Consider the following 23,803-nt stretch of genomic DNA (forward strand, 5'->3'; position numbering starts at 1 on the left):
TATGATTATGATTTCTTATTAAGTTATAGATATAGAGTTATTTTACTTGCATCCCCGGGGTTGCCCCTTCATCAGGGGTTAATAGAAAAATGTCCTTTCCCCCAGGACCAGCGGCGAGTATCATACCCTCTGAATTGCCAAAGCGCATTTTTCGAGGAGCTAAATTAGCCACCATCACCGTCAACCGTCCAATAAGCTGCTCTGGCTCATAAGCTGATTTGATTCCTGCAAATACTTGCCGTTTTTCTCCACCCAAGTCTAATTCTAAGCGTAAGAGTTTTTCTGCACCTTCTACGTGGGTAGCATTGATGATTTTAGCAACTCGGAGATCAATTTTTGCAAAATCTTCATAAGAAACCACCTCACTAATTGGATTCTCAGTCAGTGTGTTTTTATCTTTGGAGGAGTTAGGTATAGGAAGCGATTCAGTAGGTTTTTGAACAGCAATGCTTTCTTGGTTTGTATTATCAATAATAGAATTTTGGTTAGCTATATTAGAGTGATGAGTAAGGCGATAATGAAGTTTATAGTGCTCCTGAGTATTTGCCATAATTGCATCTATTTTCCCTGAATCTATTCGTACCATTAAGGGCTTAAAATCATGGATAGTATGCTTAAGTAGCGGGGTATGGACATCATTCCAAACTAAAGGAGGGATATTTAGAAAATTTCTTGCTTTTTTAACCGTAGTAGGTAATACAGGATCTAGATAAATCATGATCTGACGAAATAGATTAAGCCCTAATGTGCATATTTCTTCTACCTCTTTAGCCTTATCTTTATCTTTAATTAATACCCAAGGCTGCTTTTCATCAATATAGCGGTTTGCCTTATCAGCAAGTATCATAATTTCTCGCATCGCTGCATTATATTCTCGAGCCTCGTAGAGTTGTGCTATTTTTTCTTCAACTGCAGCAAATTCTTTAAATAGAAACTCATTAGGTAAACGATCAGAGAGCTGATAATTAAAGTGTTTATTAATGAACCCTGCACAACGGCTAGCAATGTTGACTACCTTACCTACTAAATCAGCATTTACTTTAGCAATAAAATCATCAAAATTTAAATCTAAATCTTCAATGCTACTATTGAGCTTAGAGGCAAAATAATAGCGTAAATATTCTGGGTTTAGATGATGTAAGTAGGTTCGAGCTGTGATAAAGGTGCCTCTGGATTTAGACATCTTTTTACCATTAATAGTTAAAAACCCATGGGCAAAAATCCCAGTAGGTAGACGAAATTTCGCTCCATGAAGCATGGCAGGCCAGAATAGAGCATGAAAATATAAAATATCTTTACCAATAAAATGGTAGAGCTCTGCTCTGCTCTCTAATTCCATAAAAGAATCAAAACTAAGCTCTTGCCGATCGCATAGCTGTTTGAGGCTTGCTAAGTAACCAATAGGAGCATCTAGCCATACATAAAAATATTTTCTTATTGTATCAGGGATAGCAAAGCCAAAATAAGGTGCGTCTCGAGAAATATCCCAGTCTTCTAACCCTGTTTTAAACCATTCATTGAGTTTATTAACTGCCTCTGGTTGGAAATTTTTGTTCTCTTCTATCCATCTTTTTAGGAAAGACTCAAAGTGGCTGAGCTTAAAAAAATAATGCTCAGATTCCCGGGTAACTGGTGTAGTCCCAGAAATTACAGATTTGGGATCAATAAGATCGGTTGGTGAATAAGTCGCACCACAAACCTCACAGCTATCTCCATATTGATCAAGAGCATGGCAGCGAGGACAAGTCCCTCGAATAAATCGATCAGGGAGAAAGAGCTGTTTTTCCTCGTCATAAGCTTGTTTAATAATGCGTGTAGTAATATGCCCCTTATCTCGATTACTTAAATAAATTTGCTCAGAGAGAGCTTTATTTTCAGGAGAGTGGGTACTAGCGTAGGTATCAAAGCTAATGGCAAATTCAGCAAAATCTGCTTGATGCTCTGCACTATAGCGGCGAATTAGAGCCTCTGGAGTAATTCCTTCATTTTGTGCCCGCAGCATAATCGGTGTACCATGGGCATCATCGGCACAAACATAATAACATTGATGCCCCCGCATTCGTTGGAATCGAACCCAAATATCAGTTTGGATATACTCAACTAAGTGACCTAAATGAATAGAACCATTGGCATAGGGAAGTGCACTAGTGACAAGTATTTTACGGGACATATTAGATTCACCAATTTAAATTTTTGAGTTTTCTTTAGGGCTGGATTCTTCTTGCTCTTGCACTATTTCTTCTAAACTTTCTTCATTATTTTGTGTATTTGCTTCTATTTTACGTGCCTCAGTTAAAGCACTGGCTACTAATCCTGCTGGGATAGTTACAATACCTACTCCAATGAGTAGAATAAAAAAAGTAAAAGCTCTCCCACCAGTAGTAATAGGATAAATATCTCCATAACCTACCGTAGTTAAAGTCACAATTGCCCACCAAGCACTATGAAAGATAGAAGAGAATACTTTAGGTTGTACTGGATTTTCAAAATAATAAATACCAGCAGAAGCAAGAAACAGGAAAATACCAGCTACAGTAAGAAAAAGAATTATCTCCTCTCTTGCTAATTTGTAGGCGATAGCAAATCGATTTAGTGCTTTATTATAGCGAACGAGTTTAAATGCTCTAAAAATTCTTAAGGCTCTAAAAGCTCTTAGGGAGAGCAGATGAGTAGAGTTATTAATAAGGAAAGGTAAGATTGCAAGTAAATCTATGATGCCATAAAAACTCAAAATATATCGGATTGGTTTTTTAGCTACATAGATTCTCAAGATATACTCTATGGTAAAGATGATGACTGAAATAGCTTCAATTTTTCTTAGGAGGTACTTTGTCTCTGGCGTATTATCGGGCAAAGTATCTATAGCATAGGCAAGGAGTGAAGAGAAAATAAGAAACTGAATAATGGAGTCAAAAATTCTTCCTCCTTTTGAAGTATGATCTTCTATGATATTACGCAGTTGAGATCTCATGGCTACACTAATTCGAAACGTAACAGGGTATTTAGAAGTAATTTATAATTACAAAAGATGTATTTTAAATACGTTTTAATTTTTTGTCTCACTTTACTAGATATATTTATTTTAAATTTGAATATAAAGAGCACAGTTTATTATGATAACCCAAGCCCAAATTGAAACTGCCCTAAAAAGTTATCAAGACCCCTACCTTAATCAAGATTTAATTTCCGCAGAAGCTATTGAAGATATTTTAATTGAATCTCAGAAAATTACGGTAAAAATTAAACTTGGTTTTCCTGCAAAAGGATATATCCCTACTTTAGAGCAAGCAATTAAAGAAAAACTTATTTCTCTAGCACCTGATTATAAAATTGAAATCATGATTACTTGGGAGATTGCATCTCATCAAGTACAACAGGGTAAGCCATTTCCTGATATAAAAAATATTGTTGCAGTTGCCTCTGGTAAAGGAGGAGTAGGAAAATCTACGGTAGCTGCTAATCTTGCCCTTGCTCTAGCAGTAGAAGGGGCCAGCGTAGGAATGTTAGATGCAGATATTTATGGTCCAAGCCAACCAAGGATGCTGGGGATTCAACAACGCCCCCATGTGGTGGACGGTAAATCTATGGATCCCGTTATTAATTATGGCATTCAGATTATGTCTATAGGATTTTTAATAAATGAAGAAGATCCCATGATTTGGCGCGGGCCTATGGTAACTTCCACATTACAACAGATGCTGCAAGATACTAATTGGCGGGGGATTGATTATTTAGTTGTAGATCTTCCTCCGGGTACTGGGGATATTCAACTCACCCTATCCCAAAAAGTGCCTGTCAGTGGGGCAGTGATTGTCACTACCCCACAAGATATTGCTCTTTTGGATGCTCGTAAGGGGCTTAAAATGTTTGAAAAGGTCAATATCCCTGTTTTAGGCATTGTAGAAAATATGAGCCTTCATATTTGTAGTCAATGTGGTCATGAAGAGGCAATTTTTAGCGAAGGGGGTGGGGCACAAATGGCAGCTCAATATAATGTACCTTTATTAGGTGAACTCCCTTTGGATAAGAGAATTAGGGAAGATGCAGATAATGGCTACCCCAGCGTAGTTACTGATCCTGAAGGAAGGATTGCCCAAACATTTAGAGAAGTAGCACGGAGGATAGCAGCGCAACTTTCTCTAAGAAATAAAGATTCTCGGACTCAAGCACCGCAAATATCCATTGAAGATAATTAATAAATAAGTATTTTCATATTCTTGTAAATTACTTATGCTAAGCTAATTTGATTTAGTATAGAAAGAACATAGAATAAATGATTGATTTACATTGTCACATCTTACCTGAAATTGATGACGGCGCACCTGACTTAGAAACAGCTCTAGCTATGGCTAAAGTAGCTACTGGAGATGGTATTACCACTACTGCATGTACCCCTCATATTTACCCTGGTCTTTATGACAATACGGTAGAGGGAATTAAAGAGGCAATAGAAAAATTACAGCAACAATTTATATTCGCTGGAATTGAACTCAAATTAGTGCTTGGGGCAGATATACAAATTACGCCTGATCTAAGGCAAAAACTGCAGGATAAAAGAGTACCTACTTTGAATGGATCTCGTTATTTTCTCTTTGAACCACCTCATCATGTACACCCTCCTGGGTTTGCTGATCTAGCATTTAACGTAGCTGCCCATGGTTATGTCCCAATCATTACTCATCCAGAGCGCCTCACTTGGGTAGGAGATCACTATTCAGTATTTAAGGACTTAGCCTTAAAAGGAACTTGGATTCAAATCACTGCAGGGAGCTTAACCGGTCGATTTGGTAAAAGTGCTCAGTACTGGGGAGAAAAAATGTTGGATGATGGGCTGGTCCATATCCTAGCTACTGATTCCCATGGAGTAAAAAAACGACCTCCCCTACTAGGGGAAGGAATGGTTGCTGCAGAAAAATGGGTGGGCGATCAAGAAGCAAGATATTTAGTAGAAGATCGTCCCCAAGCTATTCTCAACAATCAATCTCCTGATTCTATTCCTAAAATTCCAGCTCTATTAGGAACAGGTTCCACAAAAATAAAAAAGAAAGGCTTATTTTCATGGCTAAAATCTGGATAATATTTTATTTGCCTCTATCGTTTTTTAGATTTTAACTTATCTATACTTAGCTTAATATAATAGGTCAGTTAGAGTTAAGCAGCAATTTTTTATGGCTATTCTAAAAATAATTTAAATGAATCACGAGGAACAATCTTCCCACCCCGCCTCTAACGTTTCTTCCTCAGGTAATTTTATTACCGAGCGAGATCTTTCCTCTTTTGCCCTTTCCCATGGAGGAATACACCCACAAGAGGATGAGGATGAAATCCATCTCTTTGAGCTCTGGCATATTTTAGTCCGCCGTAAATGGACCATATTTGTTTTCTTTCTAGTGGTGACTATTATTGGCATGACCGCAAGTTTTTTAATGACTCCTATTTATCGATCAGGGGTGACCTTGCTTATTGATCCAGAAGGACAAAACATTACTAATTACCAGGATGTCACGCCTACAGAATCGGCTGCCTCTCGTGATGATTTCTATCAAACCCAATATGGACTCTTAAAGAGCTATAGCTTGGCAAAGCGAGTATTTCAAGAACTTGAGCTTGCTGATCACCCCTTATTTGCAAAAAAAGAACCTTCTCTAATCGGGCAGTTAAAGGGGTTTATCAAAAACTTAGGAAAAGAAAAAGATGCAGATGAGGAGAAAGATGAAGATTTAGCCACCGAAAAATTAGTCACAGAGTTTCAAGAAGGATTTACTATTGCCCCAGTTAAAAGCTCTAGATTAGTGGAAGTTTACTATGATAGCCCTGATCCAAAGCTCTCGACTCAAGTAGCCAGTGCTCTTTCTCAAGCTTTTATTAATACTAGCTTGGAACGACGCTATGAAGCCAGTGCTTATGCTCGAGATTTTTTAAAAGATCGGCTACTACAAATTAAAGCTCGATTGGAAGAGGCAGAGGAAAAACTGGTGGAATATGGTAATAGCCATGAAATTATTGATGTGGGAGAAAACCAATCTCAAGTTGCTAATGAATTACAAAAAATTACCCTATCCCTTGCCCTTGCCAGAGAATCCCGAGCTAAAACGGAAGCCACTTATCAGCAAATGCTAAAGACCAACGATAAAGGGTTATCTCGTATTTTACAGGATCCAATGATCAGAGATTTACAGGAAAGCTTAGCAAAAATTGAAAATGAATATGCAGAAAATCTCAATATCTATAAGCCAGATTATCCTAAAATGGTACAACTTAGAAAACAGGCTGATAAATTAAAGGAACAAATCCAAGAGAGCGTTCAGGACATAAGGTCAGCAATTACTGCTGATCGGGGAGAAGCTATTGTACTAGAGCAAACCTTAGAAGAAAAATCCCAAGAGATCAAAGCAGAAATTAAAGATTTAGCACGAAGAAACATTCAATATCAAGTACTAAAAAGAGAAGCGGATACCAGCCGTCAGCTGTATGAAGGACTCCTTCAACGATACAAAGAAGTAGGAGTTTCTGGTGGAATAGGATCAAATAATATCTCTGTGGTAGATCCGCCTAAGATTCCTATTGATCCCTATAAACCTAAAATCACTTTAAATACCTTACTTGCCATGTTCCTTGGGCTTTTTGGCGGCATCGGGCTAGCATTTTTATTTGAGCATCTAGATGATACATTGAAACACTCAGAGGAAATTGAAAAGGCACTTGGGTTACATACTCTAGGTATTATTCCCTTAATTAATACTAAAGAACTTCCTGAAGGACAATCTCTTGCTCTGATTAATATATTGGATAAACGATCGGCTTTGGCAGAGTCCTACCGATCTTTACGTACTGCATTGCAGTTTGCAACCCCTACAGGGGCACCTAAGAAGTTGCAAATGACCAGTACTAGCCAAGGAGAGGGAAAAAGTACTTCAGCGGTAAGCCTTGCTATTCATTTTGCTCAAGCAGGACAAAAAACATTGATTATTGATGGGGATTTACGTAATCCTTCGCTACATCGTATTTTTGAAATGGATAATAGTACAGGACTCACCAACTATTTAGCTGGAAACTTTAGCCCAGCAGAGATTAGTCAAGGGACAATTGTACCTAATCTTTTTGTGATTACCTCAGGTCCTCTTCCTCCTGATCCTGCAGAGTTACTAGGGAGTGCTAAAATGATGTCCTTACTCTCCATTGCTCAAGAAAAATTCGACCATATTATTATAGACAGTCCCCCAGTATTAGGATTGGCAGATGCATTAATCATAGGTAATCTAGTGGAGGCTACATTATTTGTCATTGCGGCAGGGCAAACACGAAAAGCTTTTGCCCAAGGAGCATTGAAGCGATTAAAGGCTGGAAAAAGTAAAGTAATTGGGAGTATTTTGGATAAATTTGATGGTAAAAACCATGGTTATGGTTATAGCTATGATTATGGTGGCTATCATTACTCTTATGGTGCAGACAAGACCTATGATTATTTACCTGCTGATCATAAATTCGAATAAATTACATCGTATTTTAAATGCCTAAAAAACGGCATACTATTGCCGATTTACTGCTTGCAGTTTATCAAAACCCACTTCAATATCAGGATCAATTAAAAAAAGGTTCTTTGCCAGAGCCTTTTATTGATGTGTTGCGCTTGGGAGCAAATAAGGAAATTCAACTAGATTCTCGTAAAACTGTTAGTTTAGAAACCATTCAAAAAGCAGCACTTTTTTATATTGAACAGGCCTGTTTAAACCAAGATCAGGATCTTTATCGAATTTTAGGATTTAATGGATCTGCCTCTGTCTCTGATCTTCAAAAGCATTACCATTTACTCATGCTGGTTTATCATCCAGATAGGGCAAAAGAGCGCACAATTTGGGGGGAGAAATATGCTACTCGGATTAATAATGCTTACCACCAACTGAAAAATAAACAAAAGAGCGATCAGAAACTCCACAACAAATCAGCAAAAAAAGAAGCTTACCTCTATAAATCTATAGTAAATAAAGAAAAAGAAAATAGAGTATTGCTCTATCTTATTCAAAAATTTCCAATAGGTATCCGCTATTTACCCCATATTATTCTGTGGGGTAGTATTGGATTGACCTTCACTCTTATCAGTTTTGCTTGGTACGAAAAAAAAGCAAGAGAAAGTAACCCTGTATCCTTTCAGCAGGAAAATAAAGTGCTACTGAAAAAAGATCTATTTAGAGAAAAATTAATTGAATTTGAAGAAAAAGAAAGAAAAAATTTGATGGAATTAGAATCACCTTTAATTAAATCTCTTAATTCAGAGAATTCATTAGATAAAAATGAAAAAAATAAATAGAAATAGAATGTTAAATAAAAATTTATAGAATACCTTTCTATTATTTCTTACCAGATATGATTATAGCTAGGTTTGGTTTTCAGCTTCTACATTGGACTAAATTATTAATTATAATAATTATAGTATCTATGCTTGCTTGGCACATTCTAGCGGTAAATCTAGGAGAGTATTATGCTGATAAAGATCCCAAAAAATCACTAGAGTGGAATAGTAAGAATCCCCTTGCCCTTAGAAATCGTGCCAGTCAATTGCTAGAGAGCGATCCAAATCAAGCAGTACGGCTACTAGAAAAATCGATTTGGCAAAATCCTGTAGATGCTAGATCTTATCTTATGCTTGGGTTGCTTCGAGAAAAAGCTGGAGATTTCTATTCTGCCCGAAAACTCGTTAACACTGCTCTAAATTTAAGCCCAAGACAATGGCCCCTACGACTAGAGGCAGCTGGTTTTTGGATAAGACAACAACAGCCAGAACTAGCGGTAAAAAGCTGGAATGTAGCTTTGCAAATGAAACAAGGGCTTTCTAAAGAAATCTTCCCTTATTTACTCAATATTGCTCAAAACCCCAATACTATAGAAGTGTTTGAACCTATTGTACGCTATACCCCAAATTGGTGGTCTAACTTCTTTATTTATGCTACAGAAAATGCAACTCGTGCTGAAGTTTTAAATAATTTATATCATATGAAACGCGAATTAAGTTTACCCTCTAAGAGGGAGCGTAACGCTTTTGTAACTCGATTACAGGAAGAGGGATATTGGACAGCAGCTTATGAAGTTTGGCTAAATGGTCTAAATAAAAATGAAAAAAAAGTAATAAATACTCCTTTTAATGGGGGATTTGAAATTCCTTTAGAATATACAGGAGGAGGGTTTGATTGGAGCTTTCTTCAACCTAAAGGAGTGAAAATTAGTACAGCTGCTACTTACGGTATAGAGGGAGGATCTGCACTACGTATTACGTTTTCAGGAAAAAGAGTTCAATTTCGCCACTTTACCCAGCCTATGTTATTACCTGTTGGGCATTACGAAATGCAAGGAAAGGTGAGATTAGATAATTTAGAAACTGCTAAAGGAATGCAGTGGAAAATGTATTGTATTGCCCCAGAGTGGAATCAAATTGGAGAAAGTCAGCGATTTATAGGTGCTAATTCATGGCAGCTATTTAATTTTTCTTTTTATATACCTGATGACAAGAGCTGCGAGGTTCAATTACTTCGCTTGGAATTGTTGGGTCATGCACCTGCTGATTTTGCGATTAAAGGAACAATTTGGTTTGACTCTTTAGCAATTAGACAGGTTGAAGAAGAAAATATTAATTAATATTAATAGTATACTGTCATTATCAGTGTAAAATATATGCTGATCCTACCACTAAAAAGTGGCATAGTTGGCTTGTAAAGTATAAAAGCTTATAAGTTATTTTCAAATGATAATCTTACCATTAAGGGTATATGTATTATGAATATAAAAAACCAAACTATTTTAATCCTAGCATTAGGTATTGGTATCAATTTTTCTGCCCAAGCTCGTTCAAATATGGGGTTTTTCCAATCTGGCGGTCATAGCAGTACGTTTACGCCTGGATCTTTTTCCTCTCTAACTGCCCAGAGTTTTTCTGGGGTTGCAGGAGTGAGAAATGGTTTAGTTTTACAAAGTTTTTCAGGCGGCACTACAAGTGTGAGTAGCATATTTACAGGTAACCCCTCTTTTGTAAATCAAGGCAGTGGACCTAACTTTCAATTTGCGGGTTCAGGTAACTCCTTTAATTCTAGCTTTAATACCACTATCGTTAATAATTATATAAATATATATTATAATCAAACATTTAACTTCAATAACGTATCTTTTAACAATAGTCCTATTATAAATGGACGGGGTAATAATGTTGTTTACCATGGACATCATCCATATACACCTTCCAGTCCTGATGGAAGTGCCTAATAAGATAGGATGATCAATTATGAATAATGCTAGATCAGCCTACCCTAGAACAAGGGAAAGTAATACATTATGGCTATGCTTAGGGGCAATTATTTTATTTGCCCCTTTGTTCCGTGCAGGCATTCAGCCATTACCTCTCATGACTCTTGAATTGATGGCCCTAGCGTTACTTACCCTAACTTGGTTAGGGCAAAAAAAAAACAAAAGATAACCTTTTCTGAAGGAGCTATCCTCACAGGGATAGCTCTTGTTCCTTTAATTCAACTGATTCCACTGCCCATAGAAATCCTTTCAAAGCTTTTCTCGGGTAGATTTTTTTATTTTGAAGGTATTTCTCACACTTTAAATCAAGATAATATTTCTAACCGCTGGCACTCTATAGCCCTTATTCCTAGTGCAACAGAGCTTGCTTGGCTTACATTACTTCCGCCCATTGCAGTTTTTATTTCTACCCGATATATCACAAGCCAGCAACTTAAAAAGCTAATCTATTTATTTTTAGGTATCGTTTCTTTTGAAGCCATTCTAGGCTTAATTCAATATGGTGAAGGATCAGAGAATCCCTTCAGACTAGGCAATGAGTATTATAACGATAGTGCAGTAGGTACTTATATAAACCGCAATCACTTGGCAGGCTTGTTGGAAATGGCATTACCAGTGGTTTTAGCCATATTAATCGCAGTGATTAAAAGAAACCCTAAGATAAGAGCTAAGACAGAGGGAAGATGGTATCAACTTCTTTTACGCTGGAGTAATAACCAAGGTAATTATTTCTTACTTTGTTTTACCATAGCTATTATTATTCTATTAGGTACAATTTTCACCCGATCCCGCACTGGGATTATGTTAGTGATGCTTGGATTAATTTTAAGTTTTTTTGTTTTTATCCGAAAAATAGACTTAAAAAAACTCTACGGCACGGCTGGTTTTATTATTTTTTCTAGCCTAATTTTCGCCTTTGAGATTGGTCTTACACCTATTTTTAATCGTTTTGCCGTAATAGATGAGAACATGGAAAAAGGTCGTGGGCTAATTTATTCTGGTACTTTACAGGCTATTAATGAATTTTTCCCTTTTGGCAGTGGGGCTGGCAGTTTTGCTGAAGTCTTTCAGCGATTTCAGCCTATTGATTTTACAGAAGGCTATGTGCATCGAGCTCATAATGACTATTTAGAATGGATTTTAGTAGGGGGGTTACCTGCTGCCATTTTGATTGTTGCTAGTTTTGTTGTATATGGTCGAAGATGGATTAAAATTTGGCAGTGGGGGCAAGAATCAATTTTCTATTTTATTCAAATCGGAGCAGGTATTGGCACACTACTATTATTACTCCATACTTTTGTAGATTTTAATCTTCATATTCCGGCGAATGCTATTTTCTTTGCGTTTTTACTCGGAGTATTTTTCTATCCGTTAGAGCAGCAGCAAATTCATAGCAAAAAAAATAAACCCACTGCCTCTTTACCCTATTATCCGCCTAAGCCTAAAGAGATTCCTAAAGAAAATTTAACTAATCCGTTTGATTAGATAGTGGACATCTCTATGCTTGATGTTCAGCATCTGCAAATAAAATTTGTTAAAGGCATCAATTATCTAAAGCAAAATATTTCAGATCTATGGCCAGTATATATATTTGGTTCTCAAGTAACAGGAAAGACATGGAAAGAAAGTGATATAGATTTAGCCGTACTCGCACGCCAACCCTTAGAGAAATTATATCGCTATGAACTCCAAGAAGCACTCATTGAAATATTCAACCAAGAAGTAGATTTAGTGGATCTAAAACCAGCCTCTACCGTATTTCGTATGGAAATTATCAGCAAAGGACAGCGATTATTTGTTGCAGATTCTGTATTAATAGATGTGGAATTATTTGAAGATCGAGTTTTTCTAGATTATGTACAACTTAACGAAGATCGAGCAGGGATTTTAGCAGATATTTGTCAACGAGGCAGTATTTATTAATGGATGATGTCATCCTAAACAAAGTAGCTATTATTGAACGGTGCTTAAGGAGAATTAAAGAAGAATATGATGGCTATGAAGCTGATCTAGAAACAAATTTCACTCGCCAAGATTCCATTGTGCTGAACTTACAACGGACTTGTGAAGTAGCCATTAGCCTAGCAATGCACCTTACCTCAAGAGAGTAGAGATGGATTTGAACTGCTTTATCAGGCAGAAATAATCGATGAAAGGCTATGCCAGCAAATGAAAAAAATGGTAGGGTTTCGCAATATTGCAGCCCATCAATACGAAAAGTTAAATCTATTAATAATTCGTCATATTGTTGAAAATCGCTTAAATGATTTTCTAAAATTTACCCAAATTGTTTTACAGCAGACAAAAAAATAGTCACTCTGATGCGGCTTCAGCCTAAAGAAATAAGTGCAATAAAGCAAGCAGTCGAAGCTGTTATTGGATCAGATGCGAAAGTATATTTATTTGGATCCAGAACCGATGATACTCAACTTGGAGGAGATATTGATTTGCTGGTAGAGGTGAATAGAATGGCTGATTCTTCCACTCGCTTAGATCATCGAATTAAACTAAAAACCCAACTCTATCAGCTCATCGGTGAGCAGAAAATCGACTTAGTAATAAATTATACCAACACACCTGAAACTGCCTTTCAAAAAAGTATTAAGAAAAATGCTCTTCTTTTATGAACAGTATTCTAGAAGAAAAATATCATCTACTTACTGAACCTTATAAAATTGGCGAAAGAAGTGCTGTAGTACTTCGATATTCCTATGAAAAAATTAATCCATCTAAACTAGGTAGTAATACTGATTCAGATTTTTTAGAAACCCAAGAAGCATTAGCAGCTCGTTTTGCTAGATTAACTGACATTTAAACTCGAAGGATATTTAGAGCAATTGCTGCTATTGAATTTGCGGATGTTCAAAGATTTTTGGATCTATTAAATTTTATGGAAAAACTTAAAATTATAGATTCAAGCCAGCAATGGGTTGAAATTAAAGAACTACGAAATATTATTGTGCATGAATATGAGGTTGATGATTTATTAAATCTATTTAATAAAATATATAGCTATGTACCTATATTATTTGATACTCTAAACCAAGTAAAAAATTATTTATCAAGTACTAAGATGAATAAATGAAAGTAAAAAACTATGAAAATACTTTATCTTTCTTCTAAGAATGTAGTGACAAGTGATAGTTAGTTATAGGTTATATGGATAATATTTAATTGTTTCTATGACAGAGGTGATTCTTATATGATACAGATTCAATTGCTTATCTTTACTGTATTTTTAGTATTAATCTCTAGTGCTTCATCTTCATCCGCACCACTTGATAGTGCTAAAAATAAATTAAGACAGGAACAAAGCCAGAAACTTAGCTTTAATAAGGCTCCTTACTGGGTTCAACTTAGATCTAATCACCATCTTGATGATCAAGTAGTAACATTTTTAACTGAAAATGCCTCAATCATTATATTAAATAGTAAAATTAATGACCCTATTGATTATTACCAATTATCTACAATAGTAAATCGCTTACACCAAGCTAATTCATCATTACCTGTATTACTTTACACTTGGGTAAGCCATTATATTCCTACTAATCATACTACTAGTGATGAAATGATGGGTTGGCTACAAAAACATCCTGAACTGCATGTTTTCTCTCCTGAAGGAAAGCCAATGGAATATTATGGAGATGTAACAAAACTAGAATATCGTAGTCATGTGGTGGATGGCGTTACTAACATAATAAAACAAATTAATGCAGATGGAATTGCAGTTGATCTTGCATTTCGTACTCTTAAATTTCGCCCTATACCACTTACTCGTTTATGCAAAAAAAATGCTGAGCTTTGTGATCAGTACCCTGATGGTATGGATAATATTTTTAGTGAGGTCAAAAAATCACTGGGATCAAAATTATTATTATATAATGGTCTATGGAATTTTGGACCAGGGATGATAGAAGATCAGCTAAAACTACTTAAGTATGCTGATATAGTAGCTATAGAATTTTTTGGATTAAATCTAGTAGAAAAAGAACGAAAACATACCTTTAGTGAAGATATTCTTCCTTATCTTCAAGTTATAAAAAATCTACCAGCAGACAAGAAAGTATTAGCTTTTGGTCGAGGATTTGAATCCTACACTGATTATAGAGAAGATTATCTCTGGCAACGCTATCTTTATTGTGCGTACCTTCTTGGTAAACAAGAGAATACCTTTTTTAAGTATCACACCAGCTTTTCAGCACCAGCATATATAGGTAGATCTGGTGGACTAGATACTTATGCAGATTGGCAAATCGATCTGGGTAATCCTGAAAAGGAATATCAAATTAAAGATGGATTATATTTTCGCAAATTTGATAAAGCCCTTGTAGTTGTTGCCCCAGATGATGGGAAAGAGGGTAAATTAACTTTAGATACGCCGTTATATACTCCAGAAGGTAAAGAAGTTTCAGGAGAAATAAAGATTCCTCCTGGAACAGGAGAAATATTACTTAAAGAAAAGAGAGCAGCTACTACTGATTTAGTAGTAATAGATTCACATAACCTTAGCTTATTCAAGGATTGGCAGAAATCAGAGATTATTAAAGATGATAAAAATCTCTCCTACGTAAAACTATCATCTACTCCAAAAAGTATGGAAGGGGAACATGATTTATTATTGAATCTAGATCGTTTTTTGAATTCTCCTAGCATTCTAAATCTAAACATTCGTTTTCGAAATTCGGATGCTAAGGCATTGTTGGTTGCTGAAGTGGATGATCCAAAGCATAATACCGGCTTAGTTGTTATCGAAGTAGCCTCTAAATCAGAAGAATTACCTGCGGATTATATTGCATCTCCAATATTATTTAGAACGCCATTTTCCTCGAAAATAGTTGCCAAAAAGCGATGGCCTTATATCCCTGGACCATTATTGACTACTGTACAATGGCACAAATTAAAATTAGATGGTAATAAGCTTTTATTACACTATAAGTTTAAACGTTGGAGTCATGTACGCTTTGTTGGCGATGTAGATTTAATGCAGGTATCTGTTTCTTCAGATTAAGATGATTTTAGAAAATAATCTTCTGAAACTAGTTCGCTCTTTATCTAGGAATTTACTCAGTGTAGGAATAATACTACCTCTTGGTCTTGGTACTAATTTCCTAATGAATCTTGTATTAGCTCGTACAATGCCAGTTGCCAGTTTTGGTGTTTTTAGTTATGTACTCACTCTGGCAAATACAATCGCACTAGGAACTTCTCTTGGGTTCTCAACAAGTATGATGCGATTTATCCCAGAGTATCAAATAAAGAACGAGTTTAGCTTATTAAATGGATTAATAACTATAAGTTTTAAACTAATTGTTATTAGCTCTATATTGATAGGTTCAATACTTTTGCTGCTATCATGGCTATTGCCATCTGAAAATCTATATGCTCAATATTTTATTTATACCTCCCTATTAATTATTCCATTAACAATTGATGTATGGCGAGAAAGTAGTGTACGTGGATTACATCAAATAGCAAAAGCTATTCTTCCTCGTCAAGTTCTATTACCAGCGATTATACTGTGTTTTACTCTTTTGTTTAAATTCAGCTCTGAAAATAGTTTATTAGTTTTCTATTTTTTTATACTTTTTTTTTTAGAAATTATAGCACTTTGGCAATTTTGGAATCTATTACCAATAAGTGCTAAAACACAGCCTCCTTTATATGAAACTATGTTTTGGCTTAAAACCTCTATTCCTATGGGAGTATCAGGATTAATTCGATTAGGAATAAATCGCTGGGATATTTTATTAGTAGGAACTTATTTAGGAATGGAAGAGGCTGGAATCTATACAGCTGCTGCTTATATCTCTTTACTTGTTAGTTTAGCTATGAGAATTTTAAATTTAGTATGCGGTCCTCTTATCTCTCAGATTTATCATAATAAACAAATTCAAACGTTACGATTGATTATGAATTTTTCTATATCTTTTGGTGGGATAATTGGAGGTTTTTTCTTAGGATTTGCTTTCATGTTTTCTGATAATATTCTCTCTTTTTTTGGTGAGGGGTATCAAAAAGCTGATACTGCACTAAAAATCTTAGCAGTAGGGCAATTTATTAATTTAATTACTGGACCAGCAAGCTTACTATTACTTATGGCTGGATATGAAAGATCCGAATCCAGTGCGGTGCTTTTATCTGGAATACTTAGTATTATCCTTGGCGTAATTTTAATACCACAATATGGTATCAATGGTGCTGCTATAACTACCGCAATTACAATTAGTATAGGAAGGATTTTTATTTATATAAAATATAAAAGTCTAATTTTCAGACTAGGTCAAAATCTTTAACTTAATTCTTTAACTATGAATCATCTTTACACCAAATATCGACAATTACGCTATGAAATGCGTTGTATTATTTCTCTTTTTCCTAGTATATTCCTACCTATAGCCAAGCTAAGAGGCTATAGCCTTGATAGAGCACAGCCAGTCTCATTAGGTACAGATCTAGTCATAGAAAGTTTTCCTAGAAGTGGAAATACTTTTACCTACTTTGCAATACAGTCAAGCCAACCTGTGCCGCTGCAAATAGCTCATCATTTTCATGCTCCTGCTCAAATTATTGCTGCTGTACGATGGAAAAAACCAGCTTTAGTTATTATTCGAAATCCTATTGATTCTATCTGCTCACTTATACAGCGAGATGTGCAAGGTGAAAATTTAATCACACCAAACCAAGCTTTTAGGAACTGGATTCGTTTTTACGAATCTATTTTTGAGTATCGTTATGGATTTGTAGTAGCTACATTTAATCAAATTACGACCGATCTAGGACAAGTAGTACAACGAATCAACAATCAATTTAATACGCAATTTTATCAATTCCAACATAATAAAGAAGGTGTTGAATCTTGCTTTCAAAAAATCGAAGAGCATGAGAAGAGGATTTTTGGTGAAGATATTGAAAATAGTACTGCAAAACCAACGCCTAAACGGGTAGATAATAAGGGCTATATTCTTCAAAAATTGAATAGTAATAACTACAATGAAATTCATATGAGAGCTAATAATGTATATGCTCAATACGCCAGCCTTGCTGGAGATCCATCATATGAATAAAGAGTTACCTAAGATTATTATGATAGGAGCTTTTCCACCGCCAATTCATGGTATGGCAATGATAAATAGTGCTGTACAAGAGCATCTAGAAAAAATAGGGTCTACTCCTACTGTAATTAATCTAGCGGCATCCAGCCTTAGTAAGTCATTTTTTACTAAGTTAAAGAGGATGTATAGAGTATTTGTAGGGCTTATACAATTCATGTGTATGAAGGATCTACAAAATAAAATTCTCTACATGAGTATTTCTGGCAGGTTTGGACAAATTTATGAAATATTATTCTTATTAGTTGCTCGGTTACAAAAAATAAGAATATTTCTACATCATCATGCTTTTACCTACTTAGAAGAGTATAGTTTGCTTACACAAATGCTTTTTAAGGTTTCTGGAAATTGTACGCATATCACTCTATGTTCTGGTATGGCATCGCAACTTAAAGCATTATATCCTGGTAAATATACAGTTATTTCTGTATCTAATATTGTTCATTTTCTTAATGAAATATCTTCTGTACCCCGTACTCAATTACAAACGATCGGTTTTCTTAGTAATATTTCAGAAGAAAAAGGAGTTTTTGAATTTTTAGATTTAGTTAAATTATGCGAGGAAAATAATCTCCCTATAAAAGCTAAATTAGCTGGCCCTTTCCAGGATAAAGAAACGGAGTTGAAAGTTAAAGATCGGCTAAAAGCACTGCACACTATTGAGTGTATAGGTCCTCAGTATGGTAAAAATAAAGAATTATTTTTTAATTCTATTGATGTATTAATTTTTCCTAGCCATAATGAAGCAGAACCACTTATTATTCATGAAGTTATGCAGCATGGAATTCCAGTCATTACTTATAACCATGGATGTATTTCTGAAATTGTTGATGCTAAGTATGGGTATGTTATTGCCTCGCACGAGGAGTTTGTATCACTAGCTTTGAAACAAATTAAGGAATGGCTTGCTCATTTAGATAAATTTCAAGCAGCTTCTATAGCTACTAAAATACAATTTAATTACCTATATCAATCAAATATTGATTGTTGGAATCGGTTAATAGCAAATTTTTTTGAGAAAGAGATTAGTATATAGCTCTAAGCTAGAGATTTTATGCCTTCAGAAGTGCAGAACTTAGCTAAATTTCATATTCCTGATCATTTCCGTGGTAAACCTGCTTGGTTTGTCCAGATATGGTGGCTGGTAGAATCTTCTCTATTTCGCCACTCTCCACAATTTATGTATGGTTGGCGATGCTATTTGCTTAAATTATTTGGGGCAAAAATAGGTAAAAATGTAAAGATTCGACCGACTGCAAGTATTACCTACCCTTGGAAGGTTTCAATTGGAGATAATTCTTGGATAGGGGATGAAACTGTTTTATATAGTCTTGGAGATATTGAGATAGGAAGTAATACCGTTATTTCTCAAAGATCTTATATTTGTACAGGCAGTCATGATTACAAGCTACCTACATTTGATATTTTTGCTAGAAAAATCACTATTGAGTCAGAAGTATGGGTAGGAACAGATGTATTTATTGCCCCAGGAGTAGAAATAGGATTTGGTACCGTTGTAGGTGCAAGGAGTTCAGTATTCAATACTCTACCTCCAATGAAAATTTGTATAGGAAGCCCAGCTAAGCCGATTACAAATCGTATGTCTACTTAATTATCTATGGTTTTGGCGATTAGTATTGTATTTATAATAATTATGGTTTTATTGTTTCTTCTTATAGCGAAGAAGAAACGACTATACTTTACTTTTTGGTCCCCAGTACATGGAGTTCCCATAATTTATGGACTAATCGGATCTTTAGGATACTTTTATTATCAATATAATGATGAGTATTTAGGTGGTTTTTATGATGTAGGAGTCTACGATTCAGAACTAATAGAGGGGCTATCTGTTTTTTTTTCTCTATTAGTTTTTTTTTAATAGGTGCATCAATTTATCTTTTTTTATCTAAAAAAATAAGAGAGTATAAATCTACAGATAAATTCAGTGCACTAAAAAAGATATCAGACTTTAATAAAAAATATCATAATAAATTATATCGTCACAGTTTTAGTACTTTATTTATTCTTTCTCTACCGATATTTTTGATTATTTTAGGTAAAGGTCCACAGAATTTTCTTTTAAATCATGAATATTTAATAACAGAAAATCACCGTACTATAATTATAGGCTTGACGTTATCACTCCCGTCAGTTTTTATTCTAGGCACTTTAACATATGAAAGAAATTCAATTGTTTGGCGTTTATCTTGTATATCGTTATTAATAATTTATCTACTGGCTTTTTTAAGCTTATCAACTCGCCGAATTGTGATTTTATTTGCGTTTTATATAGTAGGATCTACTTTAGGGAAAGCAAAACCAAAAACAATTTTTCTATTAATTTTATTCTTCATATTATCTTTACCACTATTAATACATATCCCATTGAAACTCAGAGGAATGCCAAATCAGGGGCTTATGGCTATTCCATCTAATCTAACATCTATATTAATAGATGATAATGGTAGTTTATATTTTGATTATGTTAATAATCTTATAAGGAATACAGCTTTTGGTGTTCCACTTACAGCTTATATGAAAAATAGTGCACCTCTTCCAAAGACACTTCTTATTATTGGTATAAATCCATTACCTTCTTTTATTACATTACCTGGGTTACCTGATTGGAAGCAGGTAAGGGAATCTTTATACATTAAAGCATTTGTTCCTTACGGTACACTCGGAGAACTCGTAAACTATGGCTGGGTATGGCTTTTTTTCTATTATTTTTTTGTTGGCGTAATAGCTACTTGGGTAGATATTAAACTTCGTATATATAAGGAAAATCGTAAACGTTTTGGTTTTTTCATAAGTAATGGTCTTCTATTCTTGTTTGCTCTTTCATCAACCGAGTATCCTCTACGCTCTTCAACACGATTACTTTATTATGCAGTAGCTATTGCTCTCTTATGGCGATTTTTATGTAGAATACGGATAAAGCCTAGGATTTAACTAAAAAATGAAAAAAGCACTACTTACCGGTATTACAGGTCAAGATGGAATGTACTTGGCTGAGTTGTTACTCAAAAAAAACTATGAAGTTCACGGAATTAAACGGAGGGCTTCCCTTTTTAACACCGATCGAATTGATCATCTCTATCAAGATCCCCATGAGGCAAAACGGCGGTTTATGCTTCATTATGGGGATTTAACGGATGCCACCAACCTCATTCGTATTATTCAAGAAGTACAGCCCGATGAAATTTATAATTTAGCAGCTCAAAGCCATGTAGCTGTTTCCTTTGAAACTCCAGAATATACTGCAAACTCTGATGCTTTAGGCACTTTGCGAATTTTAGAGGCGATTCGTATTTTAGGGTTAGAAAGTAAAACTAAATTTTACCAGGCTTCTACTTCTGAGTTATACGGAAAAGTGCAAGCTATTCCTCAAAATGAATCCACCCCTTTTTATCCCCGATCTCCTTATGGAGCAGCAAAGCTTTATGCTTATTGGATTACGGTAAACTATCGGGAAGCCTATGGCATGTATGCTTGCAATGGGATTTTATTTAACCATGAATCACCAGTACGAGGGGAGACTTTTATTACCCGTAAAATTACGAGAGGATTGGCACGAATTGCTTTAGGATTACAAGATTGTCTTTATGTAGGTAACCTTGAAGCAAAACGAGATTGGGGGCATGCGCAAGATTATGTGATTGCCCAATGGCTGATGTTACAGCAAGAAATTCCAGAAGATTATGTGATTGCTACTGGATTGCAGCACTCGGTGCGAGATTTTATCACTCAAGCGGCAAGTATTTTAGGGATTACAATGGCTTGGCAAGGTCATGGAACTGATGAAATAGGGATAGTAGAGGCAGTTTCTGGCAAAACTCAAGAGTTAGATACTATTAAGACTGGACATACACTTATTCAAGTTGATTCACGCTACTTCCGCCCTACGGAAGTAGAAACGCTTCTTGGGGATGCGAGTAAAGCAAGAGAAAAATTAGGATGGGAGCCAAAAATCTCTTTTAGTTCCTTAGTAGAAGAAATGGTGATGGAGGACTTAAAAGCTGCTCAACGGGATGAGCTTTGTCGCCAAGAGGGTTATCGTACTTTTAACTATTTTGAGTAGTTATTTCTCTAGACTAGTTAAACTAGCTTTTTCCTTCAATTTTTAACCATCTTATATGAAGAACGTATGCGCATTTTACTCTATGGTATTAATTTTTTTCCAGAACTTATAGGCACAGGAAAATATACGGGGGAAATGGCTTTATGGCTAGCAGACCATGGTTATGAAGTTAGAGTAATTACCGCTCCGCCTTATTATCCAGAGTGGCAAGTACATACTGGGTATTCTGCTTGGCGTTATTATCGAGAGAGTTTTTTATCTCCTCAAGGTAATAAAATCAAAGTATGGCACTGTCCTTTGTGGGTACCCCATAGCCCTTCTGGAATTAAGCGATTGATTCATCTCGCTAGTTTTATGATCACCAGTATTCCTATCATGTTTCGGCAAATTTTTTGGCGACCTAATATTGTTTTTTTAGTTGCCCCTACTTTATTTTGTGCTCCTATTGCTTGGGTAACGGCTAAATTTTCTAGGGCTAAAACTTGGCTTCATATTCAGGACTTTGAGCTCGATGCTGCAGTGGGGCTTAAGTTACTCAAATATACTTGGTTACGGAAAGCTGCTGAATTTTTTGAGCAGCGTAGTTTGCAAAGTTTTGATCGAGTATCTACCATTTCAGAAAAAATGGTTACCCGTCTTTATAATAAGGGCATGACTAAAGATCGTTGTATATTATTTCCTAATTGGGTAGATACCCAAAAAATTTATCCACTACCTTATCCTAGTCCTTATCGGCAGGAATTGAATATTAGCTCGGATAAAATCATTGTGCTTTATTCCGGCACCATGGGGGAAAAACAAGGGTTAGATATTTTAATAGAAGCAGCCCAGAAATTTCAAAATCAATCAGAGATTCTATTTATTCTTGCCGGAACAGGATCTGCTCGTTCTAGGTTAGAAGAGCGGAGTAGGGGATTATCTAATATGTTATGGCTTTCTTTGCAGCCTGCAGAAAGGCTTAATGACTGGCTAAATCTTGCTGATATTCATGTATTACCTCAGCAGGCAGGTGCAGCAGATTTAGTGATGCCTTCTAAACTCACTGGGATGCTTGCGAGTAGTCGACCCATTATTGCTACTGCAATGCTAGAAACTCAAGTTGGGCAGGTAGTTTCTGGTTGTGGAAAATTAGTAGCTCCGGGAGATACTAAAGAGTTAATAATAGCAATTCAGGGGCTAGCTAAGGATTCTCAATTACGATCAAAACTAGGATTAGCTGCGAGAGAATATGCAGTCAATCATTTAGGTTATAATCAGGTAATGACTCATTTAGAAAAGAATCTCAATTTTTAAGAGTTAAGAATTATTGCAATAATTATTTATTTTATTTTTAATTTATTTCAAACTTAGACAGTTACTGTTTATTTTTTATATAGTGATTAGACTTATTTTTCCCTATTTATTGATTCCTATGCTTTTGACTGCTTGTGGTGTGCACAATGCTTATCAAGGGAGATCAGTAAGTAGCTATAAAAAATCAGAAAAAGCAGCTACCCAGTCTGAACTTAAATTTGAACAAATTTCTACTGACCCCATTTCCGTAGCGACAATTAAAGATACAGGTATGTTTGGTATGGAGGGATTGTCTGTTATCGATCCTAATTCAGAAAATTTACCTATTGATGATAGTGAAGATGTTTTAAATCAGTATGATCAGCAAATTGGTCCTTCTGATTTACTCAGGGTCAATGTATTTCAGGTAGAAGAACTTTCTAAAAAAGAAGTGAGAGTAGGTAACAACGGTATGCTCTCTTTACCTCTTGTGGGTTCTATAAAAATAGAAGGATTGACTGCCAAAGAGCTTGAATCAGAGATTACTGAGATTTTGGGAGAAAAATATTTACAAGACCCTCATGTAAGTGTTTCGATTATAGAACATATAAGTAAGCGATTTACGGTAGCAGGGGAGGTAAAAAAACCAGGACTCTATCCTATTCAAGGATCTACAACCCTATTAGAAGCAATTTCTATTGCTGAAGGAGAGGAGTACTATGGAGATTTATCCCAGGTAGGTTTAATTCGTACCGTAGCGGGTAGTAAAAAAATAAATATCTACAATGTAAATGCAATTCGCGATCAAAAAGAAGTAGATCCTGAAATTCATGCCAATGATGTGATTGTAGTAAATAAAGATGGCGGTAAAGCAGTTTGGAGGAAAGTTACTAGATTTTTTGGTGTATTCCTTAATCCATCAGGTAATATTTTCCGTTAATCTTTTAGCAGCATTACTTTTGATAAACTTTAGCTTAAGTAACTTATAATTTATGAAAGTTATTTTTCTTTATTTACTTTTATTTATAATTTTACCATCTTGTGG

Annotated in this window: 25 protein-coding genes; 23 read left to right on the forward strand and 2 right to left on the reverse strand. The window is 35.3% G+C overall.

Going from position 1 to position 23,803, the window contains the following annotated elements; genetic code table 11:
• Positions 1–37 precede the first annotated feature (37 nt).
• Complete coding sequence (gene metG / locus OOL07_RS04290; RefSeq protein WP_264695205.1) at positions 38–2,170, reverse strand: methionine--tRNA ligase; 2,133 nt, start codon at positions 2,168–2,170, stop codon at positions 38–40.
• Positions 2,171–2,185: 15 nt separating this feature from the next.
• Entirely contained in the window at positions 2,186–2,971 is a 786-nt protein-coding gene (locus OOL07_RS04295) for an ion transporter (RefSeq protein WP_264695207.1), read from the reverse strand.
• A gap of 142 nt (positions 2,972–3,113) precedes the next feature.
• Between OOL07_RS04295 and apbC the strand changes: the two genes are divergently transcribed.
• From apbC to OOL07_RS04410, 23 genes are all read left to right on the forward strand, one after another.
• Complete coding sequence (gene apbC, locus OOL07_RS04300; RefSeq protein ID WP_264695208.1) at positions 3,114–4,196, forward strand: iron-sulfur cluster carrier protein ApbC; 1,083 nt, start codon at positions 3,114–3,116, stop codon at positions 4,194–4,196.
• Between the two features lie 77 nt (positions 4,197–4,273).
• Entirely contained in the window at positions 4,274–5,077 is an 804-nt protein-coding gene (locus OOL07_RS04305; protein WP_264695210.1) for a tyrosine-protein phosphatase, read from the forward strand.
• A 115-nt stretch (positions 5,078–5,192) separates the two neighbouring features.
• Positions 5,193–7,493, forward strand: coding sequence for a GumC family protein (locus OOL07_RS04310; protein WP_264695212.1), 2,301 nt, complete (start codon positions 5,193–5,195; stop codon positions 7,491–7,493).
• Positions 7,494–7,510: 17 nt separating this feature from the next.
• Positions 7,511–8,308 (forward strand): J domain-containing protein, encoded by a 798-nt coding sequence (locus OOL07_RS04315; RefSeq protein WP_264695215.1) that lies wholly within the window; start codon positions 7,511–7,513, stop codon positions 8,306–8,308.
• Positions 8,309–8,436: 128 nt separating this feature from the next.
• Positions 8,437–9,630, forward strand: coding sequence for a tetratricopeptide repeat protein (locus OOL07_RS04320; RefSeq protein ID WP_264695218.1), 1,194 nt, complete (start codon positions 8,437–8,439; stop codon positions 9,628–9,630).
• Between the two features lie 138 nt (positions 9,631–9,768).
• Positions 9,769–10,251, forward strand: coding sequence for a hypothetical protein (locus OOL07_RS04325; RefSeq protein WP_264695220.1), 483 nt, complete (start codon positions 9,769–9,771; stop codon positions 10,249–10,251).
• Positions 10,252–10,270: 19 nt separating this feature from the next.
• Positions 10,271–10,462: a hypothetical protein gene (locus OOL07_RS04330; RefSeq protein ID WP_264695222.1), complete on the forward strand. Its 192-nt coding sequence runs from the start codon at positions 10,271–10,273 to the stop codon at positions 10,460–10,462.
• A complete protein-coding gene (locus OOL07_RS04335; RefSeq protein WP_264695223.1) occupies positions 10,432–11,778 on the forward strand; it encodes an O-antigen ligase family protein in 1,347 nt (448 codons plus the stop codon). Before OOL07_RS04330 ends, OOL07_RS04335 begins: the two co-directional genes overlap by 31 nt.
• Positions 11,779–11,793: 15 nt before the next feature.
• Positions 11,794–12,216 (forward strand): type VII toxin-antitoxin system MntA family adenylyltransferase antitoxin, encoded by a 423-nt coding sequence (gene mntA, locus OOL07_RS04340; protein WP_264695224.1) that lies wholly within the window; start codon positions 11,794–11,796, stop codon positions 12,214–12,216.
• On the forward strand, positions 12,216–12,404 hold the full coding sequence (locus OOL07_RS04345; RefSeq protein WP_264695226.1) for a HepT-like ribonuclease domain-containing protein: 189 nt from the start codon (positions 12,216–12,218) through the stop codon (positions 12,402–12,404). Before mntA ends, OOL07_RS04345 begins: the two co-directional genes overlap by 1 nt.
• Before the next feature lie 34 nt (positions 12,405–12,438).
• Positions 12,439–12,606: a HepT-like ribonuclease domain-containing protein gene (locus OOL07_RS04350; RefSeq protein ID WP_413774122.1), complete on the forward strand. Its 168-nt coding sequence runs from the start codon at positions 12,439–12,441 to the stop codon at positions 12,604–12,606.
• 8 nt (positions 12,607–12,614) lie between these two features.
• On the forward strand, positions 12,615–12,920 hold the full coding sequence (locus tag OOL07_RS04355; RefSeq protein ID WP_264695229.1) for a nucleotidyltransferase domain-containing protein: 306 nt from the start codon (positions 12,615–12,617) through the stop codon (positions 12,918–12,920).
• Positions 12,917–13,108 (forward strand): hypothetical protein, encoded by a 192-nt coding sequence (locus OOL07_RS04360; protein WP_264695232.1) that lies wholly within the window; start codon positions 12,917–12,919, stop codon positions 13,106–13,108. Before OOL07_RS04355 ends, OOL07_RS04360 begins: the two co-directional genes overlap by 4 nt.
• A 75-nt stretch (positions 13,109–13,183) precedes the next feature.
• Positions 13,184–13,378 (forward strand): HepT-like ribonuclease domain-containing protein, encoded by a 195-nt coding sequence (locus OOL07_RS04365; RefSeq protein WP_264695234.1) that lies wholly within the window; start codon positions 13,184–13,186, stop codon positions 13,376–13,378.
• Between the two features lie 117 nt (positions 13,379–13,495).
• On the forward strand, positions 13,496–15,304 hold the full coding sequence (locus OOL07_RS04370; RefSeq protein WP_264695236.1) for a putative glycoside hydrolase family 15 protein: 1,809 nt from the start codon (positions 13,496–13,498) through the stop codon (positions 15,302–15,304).
• Position 15,305: 1 nt separating this feature from the next.
• The gene (locus tag OOL07_RS04375; protein ID WP_264695237.1) at positions 15,306–16,589 is read left to right on the forward strand and encodes an oligosaccharide flippase family protein; all 1,284 of its coding nucleotides are present in this window, start codon (positions 15,306–15,308) and stop codon (positions 16,587–16,589) included.
• A gap of 15 nt (positions 16,590–16,604) precedes the next feature.
• Positions 16,605–17,360, forward strand: coding sequence for a hypothetical protein (locus OOL07_RS04380; RefSeq protein WP_264695239.1), 756 nt, complete (start codon positions 16,605–16,607; stop codon positions 17,358–17,360).
• Complete coding sequence (locus tag OOL07_RS04385; protein ID WP_264695242.1) at positions 17,353–18,441, forward strand: glycosyltransferase family 4 protein; 1,089 nt, start codon at positions 17,353–17,355, stop codon at positions 18,439–18,441. Before OOL07_RS04380 ends, OOL07_RS04385 begins: the two co-directional genes overlap by 8 nt.
• A gap of 18 nt (positions 18,442–18,459) precedes the next feature.
• On the forward strand, positions 18,460–19,017 hold the full coding sequence (locus tag OOL07_RS04390) for a putative colanic acid biosynthesis acetyltransferase (protein ID WP_319804022.1): 558 nt from the start codon (positions 18,460–18,462) through the stop codon (positions 19,015–19,017).
• Positions 19,018–19,823: 806 nt separating this feature from the next.
• Positions 19,824–20,357 (forward strand): hypothetical protein, encoded by a 534-nt coding sequence (locus tag OOL07_RS04395; protein WP_264695244.1) that lies wholly within the window; start codon positions 19,824–19,826, stop codon positions 20,355–20,357.
• A 7-nt stretch (positions 20,358–20,364) separates the two neighbouring features.
• Positions 20,365–21,486 (forward strand): GDP-mannose 4,6-dehydratase, encoded by a 1,122-nt coding sequence (gene gmd / locus OOL07_RS04400; RefSeq protein WP_264695246.1) that lies wholly within the window; start codon positions 20,365–20,367, stop codon positions 21,484–21,486.
• Between the two features lie 66 nt (positions 21,487–21,552).
• On the forward strand, positions 21,553–22,779 hold the full coding sequence (locus OOL07_RS04405) for a glycosyltransferase WbuB (protein ID WP_264695248.1): 1,227 nt from the start codon (positions 21,553–21,555) through the stop codon (positions 22,777–22,779).
• Positions 22,780–22,897: 118 nt separating this feature from the next.
• Entirely contained in the window at positions 22,898–23,698 is an 801-nt protein-coding gene (locus tag OOL07_RS04410) for a polysaccharide biosynthesis/export family protein (RefSeq protein ID WP_264695250.1), read from the forward strand.
• Positions 23,699–23,803 lie beyond the last annotated feature (105 nt).

Origin of the sequence: Candidatus Nitrosacidococcus sp. I8 (assembly GCF_945836005.1) — a bacterium.
In the GTDB taxonomy this organism is placed as follows: Bacteria; Pseudomonadota; Gammaproteobacteria; order Nitrosococcales; family Nitrosococcaceae; genus Nitrosacidococcus.

Excerpts from the sequence above, each read along its gene's own strand:
- OOL07_RS04360 (WP_264695232.1), top strand. The coding sequence starts at position 12,917 with ATGAACAGTATTCTAGAAGAAAAATATCATCTACTTACTGAACCTTAT.
- OOL07_RS04385 (WP_264695242.1), top strand. The coding sequence starts at position 17,353 with ATGAATAAAGAGTTACCTAAGATTATTATGATAGGAGCTTTTCCACCG.
- OOL07_RS04375 (WP_264695237.1), top strand. The coding sequence starts at position 15,306 with ATGATTTTAGAAAATAATCTTCTGAAACTAGTTCGCTCTTTATCTAGG.
- OOL07_RS04390 (WP_319804022.1), top strand. The coding sequence starts at position 18,460 with ATGCCTTCAGAAGTGCAGAACTTAGCTAAATTTCATATTCCTGATCAT.
- OOL07_RS04365 (WP_264695234.1), top strand. The coding sequence starts at position 13,184 with ATGGAAAAACTTAAAATTATAGATTCAAGCCAGCAATGGGTTGAAATT.
- gmd (WP_264695246.1), top strand. The coding sequence starts at position 20,365 with ATGAAAAAAGCACTACTTACCGGTATTACAGGTCAAGATGGAATGTAC.
- OOL07_RS04325 (WP_264695220.1), top strand. The coding sequence starts at position 9,769 with ATGAATATAAAAAACCAAACTATTTTAATCCTAGCATTAGGTATTGGT.
- metG (WP_264695205.1), bottom strand. The coding sequence starts at position 2,170 with ATGTCCCGTAAAATACTTGTCACTAGTGCACTTCCCTATGCCAATGGT.
- OOL07_RS04395 (WP_264695244.1), top strand. The coding sequence starts at position 19,824 with ATGGCTATTCCATCTAATCTAACATCTATATTAATAGATGATAATGGT.
- mntA (WP_264695224.1), top strand. The coding sequence starts at position 11,794 with ATGCTTGATGTTCAGCATCTGCAAATAAAATTTGTTAAAGGCATCAAT.
- OOL07_RS04355 (WP_264695229.1), top strand. The coding sequence starts at position 12,615 with ATGCGGCTTCAGCCTAAAGAAATAAGTGCAATAAAGCAAGCAGTCGAA.
- OOL07_RS04295 (WP_264695207.1), bottom strand. The coding sequence starts at position 2,971 with ATGAGATCTCAACTGCGTAATATCATAGAAGATCATACTTCAAAAGGA.
- OOL07_RS04310 (WP_264695212.1), top strand. The coding sequence starts at position 5,193 with ATGAATCACGAGGAACAATCTTCCCACCCCGCCTCTAACGTTTCTTCC.
- OOL07_RS04305 (WP_264695210.1), top strand. The coding sequence starts at position 4,274 with ATGATTGATTTACATTGTCACATCTTACCTGAAATTGATGACGGCGCA.
- OOL07_RS04410 (WP_264695250.1), top strand. The coding sequence starts at position 22,898 with ATGCTTTTGACTGCTTGTGGTGTGCACAATGCTTATCAAGGGAGATCA.
- OOL07_RS04405 (WP_264695248.1), top strand. The coding sequence starts at position 21,553 with ATGCGCATTTTACTCTATGGTATTAATTTTTTTCCAGAACTTATAGGC.
- OOL07_RS04345 (WP_264695226.1), top strand. The coding sequence starts at position 12,216 with ATGGATGATGTCATCCTAAACAAAGTAGCTATTATTGAACGGTGCTTA.
- OOL07_RS04370 (WP_264695236.1), top strand. The coding sequence starts at position 13,496 with ATGATACAGATTCAATTGCTTATCTTTACTGTATTTTTAGTATTAATC.
- OOL07_RS04330 (WP_264695222.1), top strand. The coding sequence starts at position 10,271 with ATGAATAATGCTAGATCAGCCTACCCTAGAACAAGGGAAAGTAATACA.
- OOL07_RS04315 (WP_264695215.1), top strand. The coding sequence starts at position 7,511 with ATGCCTAAAAAACGGCATACTATTGCCGATTTACTGCTTGCAGTTTAT.
- OOL07_RS04380 (WP_264695239.1), top strand. The coding sequence starts at position 16,605 with ATGAATCATCTTTACACCAAATATCGACAATTACGCTATGAAATGCGT.
- OOL07_RS04320 (WP_264695218.1), top strand. The coding sequence starts at position 8,437 with ATGCTTGCTTGGCACATTCTAGCGGTAAATCTAGGAGAGTATTATGCT.
- apbC (WP_264695208.1), top strand. The coding sequence starts at position 3,114 with ATGATAACCCAAGCCCAAATTGAAACTGCCCTAAAAAGTTATCAAGAC.